This is a genomic window from Pseudomonas sp. NPDC087615 (assembly GCF_044743445.1).
Taxonomy (GTDB): domain Bacteria; phylum Pseudomonadota; class Gammaproteobacteria; order Pseudomonadales; family Pseudomonadaceae; genus Aquipseudomonas; species Aquipseudomonas baetica_A.
Map to the genome: position 1 here is coordinate 81939 of NZ_JBIUWM010000002.1, position 21429 is coordinate 103367.

Genomic DNA, 21429 nt, shown 5'->3' on the forward strand with positions numbered 1-21429 from the left:
CAAATGGGTTCAGTCGAGTTCCAGCACCACGACCCGTTGACCTGCGCGCACCGCCGAACCCGGCTGCACACGAATTTCGCGTACGACGCCAGCCATTGGCGCGAGCACGGGGATTTCCATCTTCATCGATTCGAGAATCACCAGCACATCACCCGCCGCGACGCGGCTGCCAGCCTCGACTTGCACTTGCCAGAGGTTGCCGGCGATATGGCTGTCGATGCTCTGCAGGCCGTGCGCCAACGGTGCGTCCTCGGTTGATGGCGGCGCCACTTCTTCGCTGTCGAAGTGCGCCTGACCGCTGGCGATCCAGCGCTCGCGCTCGGCGTTGAATGCGCCTTGCTGTTGGTTGCGAAACGCACTGATGCTGTGCGCTTCACGGCTCAGAAAATCCTGATACTCAGCGAGGTTGAGTTGGCTGTGTTCGATGTCCAGTTCAAAACGCCCGAGGGGAAAATCCCTGCGGATACGCAACAACGCCTCGGCGCTGACCGGGTAAAAACGAATCTGGTCGAAGAAGCGCAGCAGCCACGGTTTGCCATCGAATGCCGCCACTTCGCGATAGCGATTCCACATCTGTAACGTACGCCCGACGAACTGATAACCGCCCGGGCCTTCCATGCCGTACACGCACAGGTAAGCGCCCCCGATGCCCACCGAGTTCTCGGCGGTCCAGGTGCGTGCCGGGTTGTATTTGGTGGTGACCAATCGATGGCGTGGGTCGAGCGGAGTGGCCACCGGCGCGCCGAGGTAGACGTCGCCAAGGCCCATCACCAGATAGCTCGCATCGAACACCGTGCGCTGTACTTCGTCGAGGTTCGGCAGGTCATTGATGCGGCGGATGAACTCCAGATTGCTCGGGCACCATGGGGCATCCTTGCGCACGGTGGTCATGTATTTCTCGATCGCCAACTGACAGGCCGGGTCGTCCCAGGACAGCGGTAAATGCACGATGCGCGACGGCACCTGCAAATCCTTGGCAGCGCACACCGCGTCCCATTCCCCTGCGACGATGCCGAGCAGGTCGGCGAGTGGCAATTGTTCGGGCTGATAGTGAACTTGCAGCGAGCGAATGCCCGGCGTGAGGTCGATCACACCGTGCAGGGCTTTGCTTTCCAAAGCTTGCATCAGGGCGTGAGCGCGGAAGCGCAGGACCAGATCGAGTTCAGGCTCGCCGATTTCCAGCAACAGGTGAGTATCCCCGCAGACTCGCGCAACAAGCCGCCGATCCCCCTGACCCAACTCCAACACCACAGGCGACACCAAACCCTGCGGGAGCGGGCTTGCTCGCGAAAGCGGTGTGTCAGGCACATCAATGTTGACGGACACGGCCTCTTCGCGAGCAAGCCCGCTCCCACAGGGGGTATCCCATTTCAGGGCGAGTTCGCGGGCGGTTTTGAGGCCCACCGGGATGAACTGGATTTTATCGCCAGCCTTGAGCTGCCCTAGCTGCCACAGATCGGCTTCGATCACCGTCACCGGGCACACAAACCCGCCAAGGCTCGGGCCGTCAGGGCCGAGGATCACCGGCATGTCACCGGTGAAGTCCACGGCGCCGATGGCGTAGGGATTGTCGTGAATGTTTGAGGGGTGCAATCCGGCCTCGCCACCGTCGGCGCGCACCCATTCCGGTTTCGGGCCGATCAGGCGCACGCCGGTGCGGCTGGAGTTGAAGTGCACTTCCCACGGGGTCGCGAAGAAGGTGTCGATGGCGTGTTCGGTAAAGTATTCCGGTGCGCCGTGAGGGCCGTAGATCACGCGAATCTGCCGCACGGCCGGCAACACGCTGATGTGCTGCGCTGCGAGGTGTTGACCGGCGCTGCGATCGGCCAGCGCCGGTATGTGCAACACGTCGCCAGCGCGCAAGGCACGACCGCCATGGCCGCCGAACTGGCCGAGGGTGAACGTGCTTTTGCTGCCCAGATAGTCCGGCACCTGCAAGCCGCCGCGCAGGCACAGATAACTGCGCGCCCCGGCACCGTTGATGCTGCCAACGTTCAACGTCGCGCCCGCCGGGATCAGCAGCGCGGTGTTCATTGGTACGGTTTGACCATCGCACGCCAAGGCAATCGGCGCCCCGGTCACCGCCACCACCGCCTCGCAGTTGAAGCGCAGCATTGGCCCGCTCATGGTGATTTCCAGCGCCGCTGCGCCGTCGGCATTACCAAGCAGGCGATTGCCCAGCCGCAACGCGCGGCTGTCCATGGGCCCTGAGGGCGGTACACCGACGGCCCAGTAACCGAGGCGACCGGGATAATCCTGCACGCTGGTTTGCGTGCCGGCGCTGAGCACTTCAAAGGTATTGGCGCGATAGACCAGGTTCTCAAGGCAGCGGGTCCACGGTTCACCGCTGGCGAACGGGGTGTCGAGCAGAATCTGGCGCAGGTAATCGCGGTTGGTTTCTACGCCGTACAACTGGCTGTCACCGAGCGCCTGATGCAGTTCTGTGCGCGCTTGTTCACGGTTCGGCGCCCAGGAGATGACTTTGGCGATCATCGGGTCGAAGTATGGCGGGATCTCGCAGCCAGCCTCGACCCACGTGTCGATGCGTAACTCAATGCCGTTGGCCGGTGGGAATTCGACAGCCGTCAGCAGGCCCGGGCTCGGCTGAAAATCACGCCCCGGATCTTCCGCATACAAGCGCGCCTGAATAGCATGGCCGCCGGGTTTCAGGTCGCGGTACAACTCGGCGAGCGGCGCCAGATCACCCGCGGCCAGTTCGACCATCCAACGCACCAGATCCACGCCCCAGACCTGTTCCGTGACGCCGTGCTCGACCTGCAAACGTGTGTTCACTTCAAGAAAATAGAAGCGCTGCGCTGCGCTGTCGAAGACAAATTCAACGGTGCCGGCGCTACGGTAATTGACCGCTTTGGCCAGTTTGATCGCCGCCGCACACAGCTCATCGGCCATGCCGACTGGCAGGTTCGGCGCTGGGGTTTCTTCGAGGACTTTCTGGTTGCGCCGCTGCACTGAACAGTCGCGCACACCGAGGGCGATGACTTCGCCGCGACCATCGCCGAATACCTGCACTTCCAGATGCCGGGCGCGCTGAATGTACTTCTCGATGAACACCCCAGCGTCGCTGAAGTTGTTCTGGCCGAGACGCTTGACCGCTTCGAATGAGTCGCTCAATTCGCTGGCGCTGCGGCACACGCGCATGCCGATGCCTCCGCCGCCAGCGGTGCTTTTGAGCATGACCGGGTAGCCTACGTGCTCGCCAGCGATCAGCGCCGCGTCGAGGCTGTCGAGCAGTTCGGTGCCTTCGAGCATAGGGACGCCGTGCTGTTTCGCCAAAGCGCGGGCGGTGTGTTTGAGGCCGAACACTCGCAGTTGCTCCGGCGTCGGGCCGATGAAGGCGATGCCTTGGGCTTGGCACGCTTCAGCGAAAGCGGCGTTTTCCGAGAGAAAGCCGTAGCCGGGATGAATCGCCGTGGCACCGCTTTCTTTGGCAATGGCGAGGATTTTATCGACATCCAGATAAGTGCCGGCCGCTGCACCTTCGCCAAGGCTGTGGGCTTCATCGGCTTGCAGGATGTGCAGGCTGGCGGCATCGGCTTCGGAGTAAACGGCGACGCTTTTGACCTGCAACGGCGCGAGGGTGCGCAGAATGCGGCAGGCGATTGCGCCACGGTTGGCGATGAGGACTTTTTCGAACATGGCATAACCCCTGAAGGGGAAGCGGGCCGTCCCGCCGTTTTTCGACTGGCATCCGGGTCGTCCCGGATGAAAAACACGTTCTCCCAATCAGCACAAAACCCTTGTGGGAGCGGGCTTGCTCGCGAAAAAACTGTGTCAGTCAGCAGGTGTATCTGATACACCGCTTTCGCGAGCAAGCCCGCTCCCACCTTTTGATCAGGGGCGTGCGGACGGTTTCAGGCACTGCCCGGATCGGGCCTGGCACAGGGCAAACAACCAGCGGCGCAAACGGCTGAATTTCAGTTCCATACCAGCAGCTCCGCAGGAGTCGGGTTGTAGGCGTTGCACGGGTTGTTCAGTTGCGGGCAGTTGGAAATCAGCACGATCACGTCCATCTCGGCGTGCAGGTCGACGTATTTGCCCGGCGCGGAAATCCCGTCCTCGAAGGTCAGCCCACCGTCGGCAGTGACGGGGACGTTCATGAAGAAATTGATGTTCGGCCCGATGTCGCTTTTACCCAGTCGGCCGTCGTGCACACAGGCCCGCAGGTAGTTGTCGCGGCAGCTGTGCATGTAGCGTTTTTCCAGGGCGTAGCGCACGGTGTTGCTCTCTTGCGCACAAGCGCCGCCGAGGGTGTCGTGGCGTCCGCAGGTGTCGGCGATGAGGGTCAGCATCGGTTTGCCGAGGTTGGAATAAAGCACGCTGCCGGTGCTCAGGTAGACGCTGTTCTGCCGACGCAAGGTGCGTTGCACGTCGTAGCGCTCTTTGGGATTGGCGACGCTGTAGAACAAAGTGTCGATCGCCTGGTTGCCTTCCAGATCAAGAATGCGCAGGGTCTGGCCGGCCTTGACCTCCATCAGCCAGGGTTCGCCGGCAGGGATGGTCGCGCGGTAGACCGCAGTGTCGGGTTGTCTGTTTTCGCAAACGTCAGCAGTAGCGATGGCAAATGACATGGCGGCGATCCTCAGGCGAACAAACGGTCAGTGTTGATAAAACCGCGCTCGTTCTCGGGGCGCGAGGTGCGGCAGTGTTCGGCGACGCTGGCATCGGCGTTCATCCAGCTCAGCTTCAATGGTTTGGGCGCGTAGTCCGGCGCCGGGTCCATCGGGTGTTGCAGGGCGGTGAGGACGATGAGGGTGTCCATCGGCGCGTACAGTTCGATGTAGTCGCCAGCCTTGGAGTGGTCTTCGACGAAGTGGAAATGTCCCGCTTCATCGACGTTTACGCGGCTGAACAGATTGAGGGTCATCAGCAGGTCGGACAGGCCCAGCCCCCACTTGCCCAGTTCCACCAGCAGGTTGTCGGTGCCATTGCGGAAGAAGCCATTGCGCAGTTCCTGGTAGCGCCCCTGGCCGTACTTGTGCGCGACTTCTTCTGCGCAAAGCACACCGCCGAGGCTGTCGCTCCAGCCGCAAGTGTCGGCGGTGATGGCTGCCAGCACGCGGCCCATGTCCGAATACAGGCAGTGGCCGGTGGTGAGCTTGGCGGTGTGTTGGCATTTGAGGCTGTCGGGCAGGTTCAGCCGCTCGGTTTTTTCGTTGGCGTTGAGCAGGGTCAGGCTGACGTTGGCGCCACCGCGCAGATCGGTCAGGCGCAGCAATTGGCCACGCTTCAACACGAAGGAACGGTGACCGCCACCGGGCAGCATTTCTTCTGCGAACGGTGGGAACAGTTGGGTCGAATCAGTCATTGGAATATGCCTCTCAAGCAGTTCGAAGTGCGCCCGCCAGTGACGCCGGCAAGGCTTCGACGGCGGCGCGTTGGGCGCGGCGGTCGCTGTTCAAAGGGATGTCGTAGGTGATGCGTGCGCCATAGGCGCCGGGGGCATGCGGGTCGAGTCGAACCTTGTCGAACACCAGCAAACGAGTGCCCAGGCTGAAACCTTCGGCCAGGTCATGGGTGACCATGAACACCGTCAACGGCGTCTCGCGCCACAGGTCCAGCAGCAGGGCATGCATGTCTTTGCGGATGCCTGGATCGAGTGCGCCGAACGGTTCGTCGAGCAGCAATACTCGCGGTTTCATGATCAGCGCCTGAGCAATCGCCAGCCGTTGCTGCATGCCACCGGACAGTTGCGCCGGATATTTGTCCAGCGCATGACCGAGGCCAACTTTGTGCAGCAGCGCCGAAGCGTGTTCGCGTGCTTCGCGCCTGGCGCTGCCGAACAGACGCCCCAGCAGCGGCGAGTGCGGTAGCTCAAGGCCGATGACGACGTTGTCCAGCACGCTCAGGTGCGGGAACACCGAGTAGCGCTGGAACACCACGCCACGGCTGGCATCGGGCTCGCTGGCCAGCGGTTGACCGTCGAGCAGAATCTCGCCGCGACTGGCGGTTTCCTGGCCGAGCAGCAAACGCAGGAAGGTCGATTTACCGCAACCGGACGCACCGACCAGCGTGCAGAACTCGCCCTCGTTGACGTTCAGGTTCAGGCCTTCGAGCACGACCTGATCGGCGTATTGCTGCCAGACGTTTTTCACACGGATGAAGCTCATTTGGCGGCCCCTTCGTACCAGGGAAATGCGCGCCGCGTCAGGTGTTTCAAACCCCAATCCATCAGCCAGGCGAGGAGGGTGATCCACACGACGTAGGGCAGGATGACGTCCATCGCCAGATAGCGGCGCACCAGAAAAATCCGGTAGCCGAGACCGTCGGTGGAGGCGATCGCCTCGGCGGCAATCAGGAACAACCACGCCGAACCGAGCATCAGCCGCAGCGAAATCAGCAAACGTGGCAGCAGTTGTGGCAGCACCACGCGCAGCATCAAGGTCCAGGTCGAGGCGCCGAGGGTCTGCGCCTTGATCAGCAACTCGACGGGGATTTCCCGGGCGCGCTGTTCCAGATCCCGAGCGAGTGCCGGTGTGATGCCGATCACGATCAGCATCACTTTCGACAATTCGCCCAAGCCGAAAACGATGAACAGAATCGGCAGGATCGCGAGCGGCGGCACCATCGACAGCACCGTCAGCAGCGGTGACAACGGTGCACCGAACAACGGTAATGTCCCGGCAGCGATGCCCAGACACAGCCCGGCCAGGGCAGCGATGCCGAGGCCGATGGCCAGGCGTCGCAGACTCGAAGCGGTGTCCTGCCACAACAGGTAGTCACCGGTACGTTTGTCGGCATTGAAGGCCAGGCGTTTTACAGCCTCGCTCATCTGCACCGCGCTGGGCAGCAGTTTGTCGTTGGGGTTGTCTGCCAGTCGTTCGGCCGAGCCCATGAAGTAGGCGAACAGCAACAGCGCGAACGGCAGGATCACCAGCAACAAGCGGCTCGGACGATCCGGGTGGCGATTGATCAGGCGCATGGCCAAATCCTCCGTGGCTTACAGCTTGGCGTCGGCGGCCATCTGCACGTAGGTCGGATCGAAACGCAGCTTGAGGTTGCTGGTGTCGCCGCTGGTCACACCGTTGGCGAACGACATGCCGACGGCGCTGGTGTCTTTGGCGCCTTCACCGAGCAAACCGTGCTCGAACGAAAACTCGGCGACTTTGCGCATGGTTGCCGGCAGTTGTTCGCTGGTGGCGAAACTCAGCGCTTCGCTCGGGGTGGCGAACAGTTTGGTGGTGTCCAGTTGCGACTGGAACCCGGCGAGATCGGTGCCAGAGGCTTTGGCCATGTGCTCCAGCGCGGCTGTGCTCGCAGCATTTTTGGCGTTCATCAGTTCGACGACTTCGAACCAGGCGCCCGTCAGCGCTTTGCCCAGTGCCGGGTTGTCTTTGAGGGTGGCGCTGTTGACCACCATCATGTCCATGATCTCGCCGGGAATCTGGCTGGAATTGAACACTTCGGTCACGCCCGGTTTGGCCTTGATGTCGGAGAGCATCGGGTTCCAGGTGGTCACGGCGTTGACCTGATCGGTGTTGAACGCGGCGGAAATGTCAGCGTCGGAGGTGTTGACCACTTTCAGGTCTTTCTCGGTCAGGTCCACCGAGTCCAGCGCCCGCGCCAGCAGGTAGTGCGACACCGACAGTTCAACCAGATTGACGTCCATGCCCTTGAGGTCGGCGACTTTCTTGCCTTCACCCTTGAGCACGATACCGTCGTTGCCGTTGGAGAAATCGCTGACGATCAGTGCGGTGCTGTCGACGCCGCCAGCGGCGGGAATGGTCAGTGCGTCCATGTTGGTCATGGTGCAGCCGTCGAACTGGCCGGCGGTGTACTGGTTGATGGATTCGACATAGTCGTTGAGTTGCACGACGTCGATCTTGATCCCGTATTTCTTCGCCCACTTGTCGACAATGCCCTGGCTACCGGCGTACTCCCATGGCATCCAGCCGGCATAGATTGTCCAACAGACGCTGAAATGGTCTTTCTGGGCGGCGGGGGATTGGGTGCTGACAAGCGCGGCGAAGACGGCGGCGAGCAGGGCGGGTAGGCGTAGTCGTGGCATGGTGGATTCTCCAGTTGATCAAGGGCGGACAGGACGGCAGCGGCACCGTGAACGGTGGCTTGTCTCCCGGGCTTTTGTCCCGCCGTGTAACCTCAACTGGAGGTCGCCAACTCTCGGACCAGCCACTCGCAGATGCGAGCCGGAACCCTAGTCAGCCATTGCAAATTGTGGTGCCGCGAACCTGTGATGACTCCTGCACGGGTTTGCTAAAGCGAGAGCCGTGCCAAGTTGTGTTGGGCGCTCTGGCACGGGGTTTCGGATTGAAACGCGAAGGTCGCGTGGGCGGTTCGATGCGTTGAGTTGGTGCGTTGTTGCACCGTGATGCAGCGTGGTCGCCAACGATGGTCATGGCTATCATGGTGGCCACCGTTAATCAGCGGCTCAATGACGGCGTTGGCGGATGAACAAGGTTTCATGAATCACTTGTTTCAACTTGTTACAGAAACGCACCAGATTCCGAAAACGTTGTCAGATCATTCGTCAGTCACCGAATAAACGACTGACGCCTGCCAGCGTCGCTGGTGAGGCTACCCGCGGTCCAGGAGGCCGCCATGTATCGCCGAATCCTACTGCTTACCGTGATGCTTTTTTCCATTGGCGGTTGTGTCCCCTACTCCTACGGAGATGGCTACTACCGCTCAGAGGTCTACTCATCCCCCGCGCCGGCGTACTACAGCGGTGGCGGCACTTATTACAGCGGCGGCAGCACGTACTACTCGGCCCCGCGCTACTACCAGCCAGCACCGCGTTACTATCAGCAACCGCGCTACTACCAACCGGCGCCACGCTACTACGAAAGCCGTCGCTGGCAGGGCAATGATCGTGGCGGCTGGAACGGCCACCGTCGCGGCGGTTGGGACAACGACCACCGCGGTCGTGGCAACTACGACCGTCACAGCGGTCGCGGCGACCACAACGGACGTGGCAACCGCTGGTGACTCACCGCAAATAAAAAGCGGCGCATGATGCGCCGCTTTTTATGTCTGCTGAAAATGAATCGTGTGACCATCTCCTAGGAAATTCTCGGAAGCCTCCTACAGTTTTATTACTGAATACTTGTTAGCGTTTGTCTATGCCTATTGATGTCGCAAGACTTCAATTTAATGGAGGTATATAAATACGGAAGTTTTTTCAGGTATGAATCTGCTTATTATTCACCAGAATTTTCCAGGCCAGTTTCGCCATGTGGCATTGGCGGCGCTTCATAGACGTTTCAATGTGCTGGCAATTGGGCGAGATACGGCACCGGGTGTCGCCGGGATAAAACTGATTCGTTATCGGTCATCGCAAATAAAGCCAAGGGAGAGTCATCCATATTTACATAGATATGAAGACGCTGTGTTTGATGGCCAGAAAGTGTGCGAGTTGTTGGGGCAGATCAAGCGAAAAGGCTATCGCCCCGATGTCATGCTTGCTCATCCTGGCTGGGGTGAGACGTTATTCATAAAGGATGTGTATCCCGATGTCCCACTTGTTCACTTCTGTGAATATTATTATCAATCTCACGGTGCAGATTCGGGCTTCGATCCGGAGTTTTCCTGTGCGGCGAATTCCTCTTCAAGATTAAGAGTCTTGAATTCAATGCATCTATTGAATATTGAGCAGTGTGACATTGGAATTGCGCCTACCGTGTGGCAGCGAAGTCTTTTTCCGCCAGTTTATCATTCCAAGATTCGTGTTATGCATGAAGGTGTTATTCCAGTTCGAGGATTAGAAACGGTTGAATCTTTAATCCTGTCCAATGGGGTAGTGATCACCGCAGGTCAGCCAGTCGTGACATATGTTGCCAGGAATCTGGAGCCTTATCGTGGTTTTCATAGCTTTGTGAGGTCCATTCCTCATATTCAAGCGAAGTGTCCGAGCGCGCAAATAGTCATCATAGGGGGGGACGAGGTCAGTTATGGACGTTTGCCTGTCGGCTATAAGAACTGGCGAGAGCGAATGCTTTCGGAAGTGGATTTCGATAGGTCTAATGTGCATTTCACCGGGAGGCTGTCTTACCAGGAGTACAGGGCTGCTCTGAAACTCTCAAAGGCTCATGTTTACCTGACTTATCCGTTTATTTTGTCGTGGTCATTGTTGGAGGCTATGGCCTCCGGTTGTACCGTGATTGGTTCCGATACCGCTCCGGTCAAAGAAGTTATTGTCCATGGATGTAATGGAATTCTCGTCGATTTTTTTGATTATGAAGCGATAGCTGATGCAGTTTGCAACGTTCTTGAATCTCCGGATGAATTTGACCGAATCAGAAACTCAGCGAGGGAAACGGCAAGAAAATTTGATGTGGAAAACGGCCTGAAGGGTTATTTCCAGATTTTTGAAGATGCGATGGCTGCAAAGTTTTAAAGAGCGGATTTTATCATTTTAAAATGGAAATTTGAAATGTCTAAGATGTCTCGCAACGCAGCCTATAGGCGGTTTAAGGCTTTACTGAAGTATGGATTACTCTTGCTGATGTGCTCTTGGCTCATCAGTGTCTATATCAAATGGGAGAAGGCAGCGGCGCGCAGGGCGATTTACCAAAAGGAACAGGCAGACTGCCGTAGAACGTTGGCGGGTATGGAGCAGGTTCCGATCCATGGCGGGAGCCTTCTTGATCGAACCCGGATACCCGGGTTTTATTTCGGCTCCACATTGAAGAGTGACGGATCGTGTATTGCCGATACTCTCGAAGGTTCGTTTTGGTGGACGGGGACTGAACTTCGTACGGAGTATCAGGAGAGCGGGAAAGAGCCACCGTCTAGCTGGAGTTATTTCCGTGTCGCCGCCAGGCTCTATACCCGAAAGGAGTTTATTGAACCGCACTCAATGGGAGGGCGGCATGTGGATTGGCCGGATAACTTGATTGTGAGGCTTAATAACTATCCAGGATTAGAACTTTGGCTTGCTGCTCCTCCTCCCCACTCCAAAAATGAATTTCCCATCACAGCGTTTGTTATGCGTGACTGGCGTCGGCACGACGGAACACCGCGAAAAATTTATTGCGATGGTTTGTATTCTCCGCCCTCTTCATTTTTGTCGGGAGAGTTGAGTGCGGTCGAACTGATTGAGTTCAATAAAGCGCAGTTAGAGGAGCTGGATTTCGGGGGCTTGCAAGCTTTTTGTACGGTACAGCTACATAGCTTCGAATTTGTTGGTGGGGATGCGCGCGTTAGCTTAAGTACACGCTCGCTACGTGGCGCGCCTGAAGCACTTAAACTCATCAGTGAGTATCTTTCAAACTCCATTCTTACAGGGAAGTAACGATGAGTTATGTTTTTAATGATTTGGAAAGATCGTCAATTATTTATGCTGCAAATAATTGTGGTGGGATGTTGTTTTATTTAGAGAGTGAACGATATGCGGCAGTTCCAATAGAGGGGCGGAGTTGTGCTTCTTTTTATAGATTGTTGTCAGATGTCATTCGTGGAAAACTTGTCGGCGGTGAGGCTTTTGATACGGATTTAATAGGCGTATTGCAGAGCGCCAAACTCTGGCTTGATGTGGCGATTGATGCCAATGGTGGACGCGGTGCTTATTCTGCTTTAATTCGTGCCTGTACCCTGCGGCAGGGCGAGCTTAGACTAAATAAAAAGTTCACCGAGGAGCGGATGCAACAGTCCTCGAATCAGGTGGCCGTGAATTTCATGAATGTACTGATGTATGGGGAAGTGAGGGGCGGTTTGGCTCCATGGACAGTACCTTCAATCCGTCAAATCGCCGCCATTGATGCGAGTGCTATTGGCGAAGTTTTGTTCGAGAAAGAATGTGGTCGGGACGATACGGCTGTTAGTCGCAACGCAGGTTGGTCGGGAACGATCGGTTTCAGTCTGTTAGGCGGAGAGCCTCCCTATGAAACCTGGAGGTTGATTTCTGCTGGAGACCCTGGCTCCGAAATCAAAGGAAGGCACGAACTGGCCGAAGTCAATCGACTCGATGATTTCAAGAATATTTTATTCGCCATAGACTCATACAGTGTCGGCCTTCGGGCAGCAATTAAAAATTTCGGCGTGAATGCAGTTGAGAGTTTGTTTTCTGTACTACCTGAACAAATCAATATTGCAGTTGCCAGCGGAAGCTATAACCCAATCATCCAATACGTTGTCAAAGGCACGCCAATTTCACCGACCGTTAATCTGATATTGCGCTATGGCACCCATGATTTTTTTGACATGTTCCGGCGCACATACGACGGAGACTCTACGGCGGGTCCCACCACAGATGAAACATTTGCGTCTGATGCCTATGAGTTTTTCTCAGCGTTTTCACCCGCTCAGTCCCAAAGCATCGTCACCCGAACCATTGGCGAATATGGCAGCGCAAGTTCGTGGGCAAAACAAGCTGGGCAGAAAACGCCAGTCGGTCAGGCATTACGCAATTCGCTTAAACAGCTGAGTGAAATAGTCATAGAGCGAGACGACGGTTTTCCCGGCCGTGGGCTGGAGCTTTATGACCCGAGTACCGGTGAGGGCGACATTACCGAGCAGTGGCTCTCGGACCGCGCAGAGATGTTGGCCCGTTTGATTTCCAGAACCCATGCCTCGTTCGGAGAAAACACACTGCAGAAATTTTCCTATACCGATATCGCCTCGGGCAAACAGACGCCGATGACGATTGGCGTATCCAATCCGCTGGTCATGTTTGGTGATGACGGCGGGAGAGCTTTCAGTGGTGCGCCAAATGCCGATCACCTGTATGGCGGTGCAGGAAATGATTCGATCGACGGACTCGCTGGTAATGATGTCATTGAAGGTGGTCGAGGCAACGACTCGTTAAGGGGTGGCGATGGGAGCGACACGCTGTACGGCATGACCGGGGATGATGTTTTGGTGGGGGGCAAAGGTAACGATTATCTTGCGGGTGGCAAGGGTAATGATCGGTACGAGTTCGCTAACGGAGACGGCATCGATGAGATTTTCGATGCGGATGTTGAGGGCCAATTGTTGATAAACGGTCTTCCTGTTCCAGCCCTCACGCGCAGTGCTCCTCTAAGTAATACGTGGTTTACGGAAGATCGATCTATAACGCTAACGCTCATCGAAGAAACCGTTGATAGCACGCTTAACATTAAGTACGGCCTGGACGATCTCATCGTCATCAAGCGCTACAAACCAGGCATGCTGGGCGTCCAGCTCCCCGATTATCAACGTCAGCCCATGTCTGCGCCCGACCTGGTTATTCAGGGCGATTGGAAAGCAAAAGACGCCGACCCCAGTATCCCCGGCCATCAACCTGCTTACGATGAATTGGGCAACGCGGTGCTATTGCCCAAAGTTAAGCAACGGAACAAAGCCGACTTACTTTACGGATCAGCCGAAGATGATCTCATCCTTGGTCTGGGCGGATCTGATCGACTGTTCGGCAAGGCTGGAAATGACCGTTTATTTGGCGACAAGCAAACAACCCTGGAAAAAGCCCTGGCTGATAGCGCTAAAGGAAAAGTAAACCGTGGTGATTGGTTAGACGGTGGGCTGGGCGATGATCTGCTGGTCGGAACTGTCTCACGGGATGTCATGCTCGGTGGCAACGGTCGAGATACGTTAGTGGGGGGAGCGGGTGATGACCTCTTGCACGGCGACGATACGACCGGGCTACTGGAGCAAGGCTGGAAATACGAGCGGCATCAAGTTGTACTGGCCCAAGGCGTCATCAGCATGCGCACCACCTTCGACAAATCATCCGTGGCCGATGCCTTGGAAGGAGGCGACGACATGCTTTATGGGCAAGGCGGGCGAGATGTTCTTAGCGGCGGTTGGGGCGATGATCTACTCGATGGCGGCACTGAAGATGATCAGTTGCGCGGCGACGGGGGCAACGACACGCTGGTCGGCGGCAGTGGCAACGACACATTGCTCGGAGACAACCTTGATTGGGGGGGCGGTCTGCATAGCAAGCACCATGGCAACGATCTTTTGGAGGGTGGCGATGGCCACGACTCTCTCGCGGGCAACGGCGGTAGTGACATGTTGTACGGCGGCCCCGGCAATGATGTCTTGCGTGGTGATGACGACGTATTGGACGGTATTGCCGGTGACGCCGCGCATTTCTTCGGACGTGATGTTTTAGAGGGAGGCTTGGGCGACGACACCCTTTGGGGCGGCGGAGCAGGTGATTTGCTTTTCGGTGGCGCAGGTAACGATGAGTTGGTTGGCGATTACCCTCACCACCCGATTCGTTATCACGGTGATGATCTGCTCGATGGCGGTCCTGGGGACGACACGCTCCGCGGGCTAGGTGGCTGCGATACATTGATAGGGGGGGCGGGTGCCGATGCTTTGGATGGCGACGAGCCAAACCTGCAGTACGGCGGAACCAACGATGACTATGTTCGAGGTGATGCGGGAAACGACACCCTTTGGGGTGGTTTAGGCGCCGATACGCTTTACGGTGGTGCTGACGACGACTTGCTGTCTGGCGACTACGAGCAAACTCCTGAGGCCGAGCATGGCGCAGATTATCTGGACGGTGGCTCAGGCAACGATACGTTACTTGGCGGCGGCGGAGACGACACGCTATCTGGCGGGGAGGGTGTGGACTATCTGCGCGGTGATTCAGGAAACAATGTGTTTGAGGGCGGGGCCGGCAACGATTATATGGAAGCGCTGGGCGGAGATGATATTTACCATTTCGGAGCCGGCGATGGGCTCGATGTCATAGTCGACGCGGGTGGCAATAATGTCATGAAGTTTGGAGCCGGATTTTCTGCAGAGAATCTGAAAGCGCAAATTCTTGATATTGAAATGAGCGCGGTATTGCGCCTCTCGAATGGATCGGGTGACGCCGTCCTGATAAAAAATCATCAGGCGTGGCATACCTCGACTTTCAGTTTTATTGATGGTGTGGCCTTGAGTTATCAGGATGTCGTTAAGAAAACGATTGCTCCGATGGCTGTGATCGATCCGCCGGAAATAGAGGCGGTGGACAAAGGAAAGATAGAAAACACGACTGAATCCAGAGATTTAGCGGGTATTCCGGCTCGGCCAACCATTGGTGTTTCCAGCGACGGAGACGAGTTGGATGTGGGTACTGGCATTGAAGAGACGGAAATGTTTCTGGCAGACATTCAAGGGAAGCGTTCGGCAAGTAGAAAGGCGACAGGTTTTACGTTGAGTGACCAAGGAATCTGGGTCAGAAACCAGATAGTAACCACCGATGCGGGCTACACCACCTATATCGACTTGATCAATGAAAGTGTCGAAAACGGATCCCTGTCAGATACGCCGAAGTGGATGAAATCTGTCTCTGGCAGTGCTGTGTACAGTGATAGGCAGACAAGTTCTACATCCCAGTCCAATTTCAAGGATGTAAAGGCAGAAGGAACGGCACCCCCATCGCTCCATCAACCTCAGTATTATCGATCTGGTTCAGGTAGCGGGTTTTCGTTTAAAGCGGGGGATGTGGTCGTAGAAGATAGAAAAGACTCAGGCGCCATTGAGGGATGGTTCATCTATCCAGCAGGAAGCTTCGGCACTGGCGAAACTGTCCGTAAAGAATTTCGCTGGAATGTAAAGACCGAAACTATCAAGCACAAGATTGTTCAAGGTGACGATAAAGGGGGACGAGTAAATCTCGAAGTAGGAAATACGTTTCATGGCGGTAAAGGTGATGACCTGGTAGTTGTTTATTCGCTTGCTCCACTTGATTATGGTTCGGTGAATGACAGATTACCGGGCGCTATTTTATCGGCTGGAGCAGGTAACGATACGTTGCTCGGCTCCGAAGGTGCCGACTATTTAATCAGTGGTTCAGGGGTTGATTGGCTTTACGGCGAGAACGGCGCCGATACTTACATGGTGCAAGCGCATGCTGGTGCAACGACCATTATCGCGGATGTGCTGAGTCCAGTTTTTCATCGACCAGAAGTCGGTGTTTCCGGATGGAGAGACGAGTTTGGGTCAGTGGATCAAGATACTGTCATTCTCCCCGCTGCGGCGAGGCGGGATAAGCTGCAATTAAGTTGGGGGGCAACGTTGATTGAAACAGTAAATGTCGAGTTGGCCCCCGATCCTCCACGCGATGCCCATCGCCATCCGCCGCGGGCAAAAATGCTGTATTCGACACTCGATATAAAATGGGGAGCTGGTCAGAAAGTTCGCATTGTTCTACCCCGTGCGGGGGATTTCGAGGGTTACGGCATTGAAACTATAAAGTTCGCTGATGGATCCAGCGTCAGCCTGAAAGAACTTTTAGTGTCGAGTCAATTAGGTCCTGCCCCGGATACTTATCACATGGGTGCACTTGTTGAAGGTACGACGGGTGCCAGATCCATTCGAGAGGGTAAACCCCTGCCGCTTGTAGGTGGTTGCGGTAATGACACTTTAAGCGGGGCAGGTGAAATCAGAGGCATGCAGGGAAATGACGTGCTCTCTGGTAGCGTTGGCGATGATGTGCTGCTGGGTGGTCCTGGTCATGACACATTGTCCGGTGGCGCTGGCAATGACGTTTATATATATGATGGCCTCGGAAGAGACTTGATTGATAACACGGGGGGCGGGATTGATGGAATCGATTTTTCCGAGATGGATCTGCCCATTGGACAATTGAAGTTTCACCGTGAAAGGGATGATCTTGTAATTGTTGTGAATTACGGTATGTCGCCAAAAATCCGGGTGTCCAATCATTTTCTAGGGGGAGATGCTGCTATCAGTTTCATCAGGGTCAAAAAAGAAGAGAAATCGACTCAAGATTATTCAGCGGCCCAACTCGCTGAGTTTCTACATCCTTTTCCACCGCTGCGGGACGCAGAAGATATTTTGAAAAAGAACGACGGCGAAGCAATGCAGGCAACGATGGAAATTATCAAGTTTTACGAGTTGAAATAACGGCCGTTTGAGCGTGCCCGCGACAGGTTCCGAGAAGCAACCATCGCGGGCAATCAATCTTCAATACGGCGTCAGATCCGCCAACGGATGTCGCCCCTCCCAAACCTTGTGAAAGTGCGCCTCGACCACCGCATCCGGCACGCTGCTAACGTCCGGCCAATGCCAGTGCGGCTTCTGATCCTTGTCGATCAGCCGCGCACGGACCCCTTCACTGAACTCAGGATGCCGGCAGCAATTGAGGCTCAGGGTGTATTCCATCTGAAAGACTTCGGCGAGTGACATATAACGGGCGCGGATGATCTGTTCCCAGACCAGATGAGCGGTCACCGGCGAGCCTTCGCTCAGGGTCTTGGCAGCGCGGGCGAGTAACGGGTCGCTGTTGTCGCGTTGCAGGCTGATGGCTTTCCACGCACAGGTGACGTCGCTGACGTCGAGCAGATCGTCGATTTGCTGACGACGCGGCAGCCACTGCGCCTCTGGCATTTGCGCCACGGCTTCCTGCTGCAAGGCTTTGAGCAGGCTGTTGAGTTGCATGTCGGTCTGTTCCTGCCAGTTCAATTGCAGCAGGCCTTCGATCAGTTCCGGTTGTTGTTCGTCGAGCATAAAACGGTCGGCCAAGCCCAGATCAATCGCATCGCGCCCGTTCAGGTGCGCGCCGGTCAGGCCGAGAAACAAACCGAGCTTGCCCGGCAGCCTTGAGAGAAACCAACTGGCACCCACATCCGGATACAGACCAATGGTGATCTCCGGCATCGCCAAGCGGCTGCTCGGGGTGACGATCCGCGTGCTCGCGCCTTGCAACAAGCCCATGCCGCCGCCCAGCACGTAGCCGTGGCCCCAACAGATCAGCGGTTTGGGGTAGGTGTGCAGGCTGTAATCCAAACGGTATTCCGCGCTGAAAAACTGCGCGGCCAGTGGCGGCACTTCGCCGGGATGGGCGCGACAGGCTTCCACCAGGCTGCGCACTTCACCGCCGGCGCAGAAAGCCTTGGCGCCGTTACCGCGCAGCAGTACGCAGACGATTTGTGGATCCTTGGCCCAAACGTTCAGTTTGTCGCTCAAGGCGTTGATCATTGGCAGGGACAACGCGTTCAGCGATTTTTCAGCATCCAGGCTGGCGATACCGATGCGGGCGCCGTCGGTGCCGGTGAGTTCTTCGAAGTGCAGATTCATCGTGACCTCGATCGGGAATTTGAGCGTTCAGTATGATCGCTGTGTGGGAAAGTGCCGGATCTGCGTCAGATCAATTGACAAGCGTGGTCGGCTTTCCTAGGGTTCGCCCCATTGTTTTTGCCGGGTATGACCATGACTGCTGACGACCGTATCAAACTCGAACCGAGCTGGAAGGAGGCACTGCGTGCTGAATTCGACCAGCCTTACATGGCAGAGTTGCGTAACTTCCTGCAGCAGGAGCGGGCGGCCGGCAAGGAAATCTATCCGCCGGGGCCGCTGATTTTCAACGCGCTGAATTCGACGCCGCTGGATAAAGTCAAAGTGGTGATCCTCGGCCAGGACCCGTATCACGGCCCGGGCCAGGCCCATGGCCTGTGCTTCTCGGTGCAACCGGGCGTGCCGGCGCCGCCGTCGCTGGTCAACATTTATAAAGAGTTGAAGCGCGACCTGAACATCGACATCCCCAACCATGGCTATTTGCAGAGCTGGGCCGATCAAGGCGTGTTGATGCTTAACACCACCATGACGGTGGAGCGCGCCACCGCCAACGCGCACAAGGACAAGGGCTGGCAGTTTTTCACTGATCGAATCATTGAATTGGTCAGCGAGCAGCAGCCGCACCTGGTGTTCATGCTGTGGGGCGCCCATGCGCAGAGCAAGCAGAAGCTGATTGATGCGACCAAGCATCTGGTGCTGACGTCGGTGCATCCGTCACCGTTGTCGGCTTATCGCGGCTTTTTGGGTTGCGGGCACTTCAGCCGCACCAACAAGTTTCTTGAGCAGAATGGCGAAACGCCGATTGAGTGGCGCCTGCCGCCTGTTTGATGGGTTGACCGGGTTGGCCCCTTCGCGAGCTTGCTCGCGAAGAAGGCAACTCGGTCTGTCAGTGTTACTCGGGATTGCGGTTCCAGTACTTGAACAACGGCTCCGCCAGAAACAGCACAAACAACAGCCGCATCACCTGCATCGCCGTCACCAGCGGCACCGACAGTTGCAGGGTCTGCGCCGTCAGACTCATTTCAGCGATACCGCCAGGCATCATGCCCAGGGTCAGCGAACGTAGATCCAGATGGGTCAGTGTGCTCAAGCCCAGCGCCGCCAATGTTGCGATCAACATGGTCAACACCGTGCCGATCAACGTGCGGCCCATGAACGATGGCGCCCGCCGGAAGAATTGCCGGTTGAAGTGGCAGCCCAAACCGCTGCCGATCAGCCACTGGCCAATCTGACTGCCGCCATCGGGCAGACCGATGTGCAAGTCCCAGCCAATGCTGATCGACGCGCTCACCAACAGCGGCCCGAACAACCAAGGATTGGGTTGACGCAGTCGCTCCCAGACCCAGGCGAGCAGGGCGCCTGCCGGAAACAGAAGCGCCAGCCAGCGCCAGTCGACGCTGCCCGCGTGGGAAATAGGCGTGCCATCGCCGAGCAAATACTTGAACGCCGCCGGCACACACAACACCACCACCAACACACGCAAACTCTGCCCCGCCGCGACATGGCTGAGCATCGCGCCGTTGCGTGCGCCGAGGTTGACCATCTCACCCGAGCCGCCGGGCATGCTGGAAAAAAACGCGGTAGCTCGATCTTCGCCGGTACGGCGCATCAGCCACACACCGACCACCGCCGACACACTGGTGACCAGCGCCCCGAAGAAGATCAAACCGAAATGACTCAGCACCTGTTCCATCACCACCGGGGTGAAGTGCAGGCCTATGCCGATCCCCACAATCCACTGGCCGCATTTGCGCCCGCCAGGGATTTCGCTCAATTGCCAAGGGGTGAGGCAGCGCACGAGGATAATCGCCAACAACGAGCCGACCATCCACGGCAGTGGCCAGCCGATCTGGCTGGCGATATAACCGCCAAGCAGACCGACCAGCGGCGTTCCCCACCAGGTCTTGAGCGACCGATCAGACACCGGCAATGGCGCGACGGGCAGCGGAACGTTTGCGCCAGATACGGATAATTGGCATCAAGAGCATGATCCCCGTCAGCACCCAGCAACCGAGGGTGATCGGGCTCGACCAGAGGATTTCCAACGCGCCGTTGGAGATCGACAGGGCGCGGCGCAGGTTCTGCTCCATCAGTTCGCCGAGGATGAAGCCCAGTAGCAACGGCGACAACGGGAAGTCCAGTTTGCGCAGGATGTAGCCGAAGATACCAATACCGATCATCAGGAACAGGTCGAACGTGGTGGCATGCACCGCGTAAACGCCGATCCCGGTGATGATGGCGATGACCGGCACCAGTGCCCAGTTCGGCACGGCGAGGATGCGGGTGAAGATGCGGATCATCGGGATGTTGAGAACCACCAGCATGAGGTTGGCGATGAACAACGAGGCGATCAGGCCCCAGACGATGTCCGGTTGTTGCTGAAACAGCAGTGGGCCCGGCGTGATGTTGTACAGCGACAGCGCGCCGATCATCACCGCGGTGGTACCTGAGCCTGGAACACCGAGGGTCAGCATCGGCACCAGTGCACCGCAGGCGGCGCCGCCGATGGCGGTTTCCGGGGCTGCGAGGCCACGGACATCGCCCTCACCAAATTTGCCAGTGGCGCCGGCAAGACGTTTCTCGGTCATGTAGGCCACGGCGCTGGCAAGCGTCGCACCGGCCCCCGGCAATACGCCCATGATGAAACCCAGTACGCCGCAACGCAGGTTCACCGTGAACACCGACGCCGCTTCCTTGAAGTTGAACATCATGCGGCCGGTGGCTTTTACCGCTTCCTGGCCGTGGTGGGTTTTTTCCAGCAGCAGGAGGATTTCGCTGATGGAGAACAGGCCCAGCACCAGCACGACGAACTGAATGCCGTCGGTCAGGTGAATGTTGTCACCGGTGAAGCGATACACGCCGCTGTTGGCGTCGATGCCGACGGTCGACAGGAAAAGACCGATCAGTGCCGCAATAAAGGTTTTCAGCGGTCGATCACCGGCCATGCCGCCGAGACAGACTATCGCGAAGACCATCAACACGAAGTATTCCGCTGGACCAAAGGCAATCGCCCATTTCGCCAACAGCGGGGCGAACAGCACCATGCCGCAAGTGGCGATGAACGCGCCGATGAATGAACTCCACGCCGACAGCGACAACGCCACGCCAGCCAGACCCTTGCGGGCCATCGGGTAGCCGTCGAGGGTGGTCATTACGGTGGAGGCTTCGCCAGGAATGTTCAGCAGGATCGAACTGATTCGCCCGCCGTATTCGCAGCCCAGATAAACCGCCGCCAGCAGAATCAATGCCGATTCCGGCGGCAGGCCGAGGGCGAATGCAATCGGGATCAGCAAGGCCACGCCGTTGATCGGGCCCAGACCCGGCAGCAGGCCGACGACAGTGCCGATCAAGGTGCCGCAGAGCGCGGTGACCAGGTTGTACGGGGTTAGCGCGACGCCAAAACCCTGACCCAAATAGCCAAGAGTATCCATA

Annotated in this window: 14 protein-coding genes and 1 riboswitch; of the genes, 5 read left to right on the top strand and 9 right to left on the bottom strand. The window is 57.3% G+C overall.

Annotated features, from left to right (window positions below):
- Positions 1–9: 9 nt before the first annotated feature.
- The 6 genes from uca to ACIOU6_RS01885 form a co-directional block, all read right to left on the bottom strand.
- A complete protein-coding gene (uca, locus tag ACIOU6_RS01860) occupies positions 10–3657 on the bottom strand; it encodes an urea carboxylase (protein ID WP_401133292.1) in 3648 nt (1215 codons plus the stop codon).
- Between the two features lie 278 nt (positions 3658–3935).
- The gene (locus tag ACIOU6_RS01865) at positions 3936–4589 is read right to left on the bottom strand and encodes an urea amidolyase associated protein UAAP2 (protein ID WP_221731350.1); all 654 of its coding nucleotides are present in this window, start codon (positions 4587–4589) and stop codon (positions 3936–3938) included.
- Between the two features lie 11 nt (positions 4590–4600).
- Positions 4601–5326 (bottom strand): urea amidolyase associated protein UAAP1, encoded by a 726-nt coding sequence (locus ACIOU6_RS01870; RefSeq protein ID WP_221731349.1) that lies wholly within the window; start codon positions 5324–5326, stop codon positions 4601–4603.
- A 13-nt stretch (positions 5327–5339) separates the two neighbouring features.
- Positions 5340–6128 (bottom strand): ABC transporter ATP-binding protein, encoded by a 789-nt coding sequence (locus ACIOU6_RS01875; protein ID WP_221731348.1) that lies wholly within the window; start codon positions 6126–6128, stop codon positions 5340–5342.
- Positions 6125–6940: an ABC transporter permease gene (locus tag ACIOU6_RS01880; RefSeq protein WP_221731347.1), complete on the bottom strand. Its 816-nt coding sequence runs from the start codon at positions 6938–6940 to the stop codon at positions 6125–6127. Before ACIOU6_RS01880 ends, ACIOU6_RS01875 begins: the two co-directional genes overlap by 4 nt.
- An 18-nt stretch (positions 6941–6958) precedes the next feature.
- Positions 6959–8026 (bottom strand): putative urea ABC transporter substrate-binding protein, encoded by a 1068-nt coding sequence (locus ACIOU6_RS01885; protein ID WP_401133296.1) that lies wholly within the window; start codon positions 8024–8026, stop codon positions 6959–6961.
- Between the two features lie 61 nt (positions 8027–8087).
- Positions 8088–8188: riboswitch (guanidine-I (ykkC/yxkD leader) on the bottom strand.
- Positions 8189–8577: 389 nt separating this feature from the next.
- Here ACIOU6_RS01885 and ACIOU6_RS01890 point away from each other — a divergent pair.
- The 4 genes from ACIOU6_RS01890 to ACIOU6_RS01905 all read left to right on the top strand — a co-directional run bounded on the left by ACIOU6_RS01890 (position 8578) and on the right by ACIOU6_RS01905 (position 16827).
- The gene (locus tag ACIOU6_RS01890) at positions 8578–8964 is read left to right on the top strand and encodes a hypothetical protein (protein ID WP_221731345.1); all 387 of its coding nucleotides are present in this window, start codon (positions 8578–8580) and stop codon (positions 8962–8964) included.
- A gap of 199 nt (positions 8965–9163) precedes the next feature.
- A complete protein-coding gene (locus tag ACIOU6_RS01895; protein WP_401133299.1) occupies positions 9164–10372 on the top strand; it encodes a glycosyltransferase family 4 protein in 1209 nt (402 codons plus the stop codon).
- A gap of 36 nt (positions 10373–10408) precedes the next feature.
- A complete protein-coding gene (locus tag ACIOU6_RS01900; protein WP_401133302.1) occupies positions 10409–11269 on the top strand; it encodes a hypothetical protein in 861 nt (286 codons plus the stop codon).
- 2 nt (positions 11270–11271) lie between these two features.
- Entirely contained in the window at positions 11272–16827 is a 5556-nt protein-coding gene (locus ACIOU6_RS01905; protein WP_401133305.1) for a calcium-binding protein, read from the top strand.
- A gap of 60 nt (positions 16828–16887) precedes the next feature.
- Here ACIOU6_RS01905 and ACIOU6_RS01910 read toward each other — a convergent pair whose 3' ends face one another.
- Complete coding sequence (locus ACIOU6_RS01910) at positions 16888–18000, bottom strand: enoyl-CoA hydratase/isomerase family protein (RefSeq protein WP_221731341.1); 1113 nt, start codon at positions 17998–18000, stop codon at positions 16888–16890.
- 132 nt (positions 18001–18132) lie between these two features.
- Here ACIOU6_RS01910 and ung point away from each other — a divergent pair, with 132 nt between their 5' ends.
- The gene (gene ung / locus ACIOU6_RS01915) at positions 18133–18825 is read left to right on the top strand and encodes a uracil-DNA glycosylase (protein ID WP_221731340.1); all 693 of its coding nucleotides are present in this window, start codon (positions 18133–18135) and stop codon (positions 18823–18825) included.
- A 64-nt stretch (positions 18826–18889) separates the two neighbouring features.
- On the opposite strand, the gene ACIOU6_RS01920 is transcribed toward ung, so the two are convergent.
- Positions 18890–19921 (bottom strand): AbrB family transcriptional regulator, encoded by a 1032-nt coding sequence (locus ACIOU6_RS01920; protein ID WP_221731339.1) that lies wholly within the window; start codon positions 19919–19921, stop codon positions 18890–18892.
- Positions 19914–21428: a tripartite tricarboxylate transporter permease gene (locus ACIOU6_RS01925; RefSeq protein ID WP_221731338.1), complete on the bottom strand. Its 1515-nt coding sequence runs from the start codon at positions 21426–21428 to the stop codon at positions 19914–19916. The genes ACIOU6_RS01920 and ACIOU6_RS01925 overlap by 8 nt, the downstream gene beginning before the upstream one ends.
- Between the last annotated feature and the right edge of the window lies 1 nt (position 21429).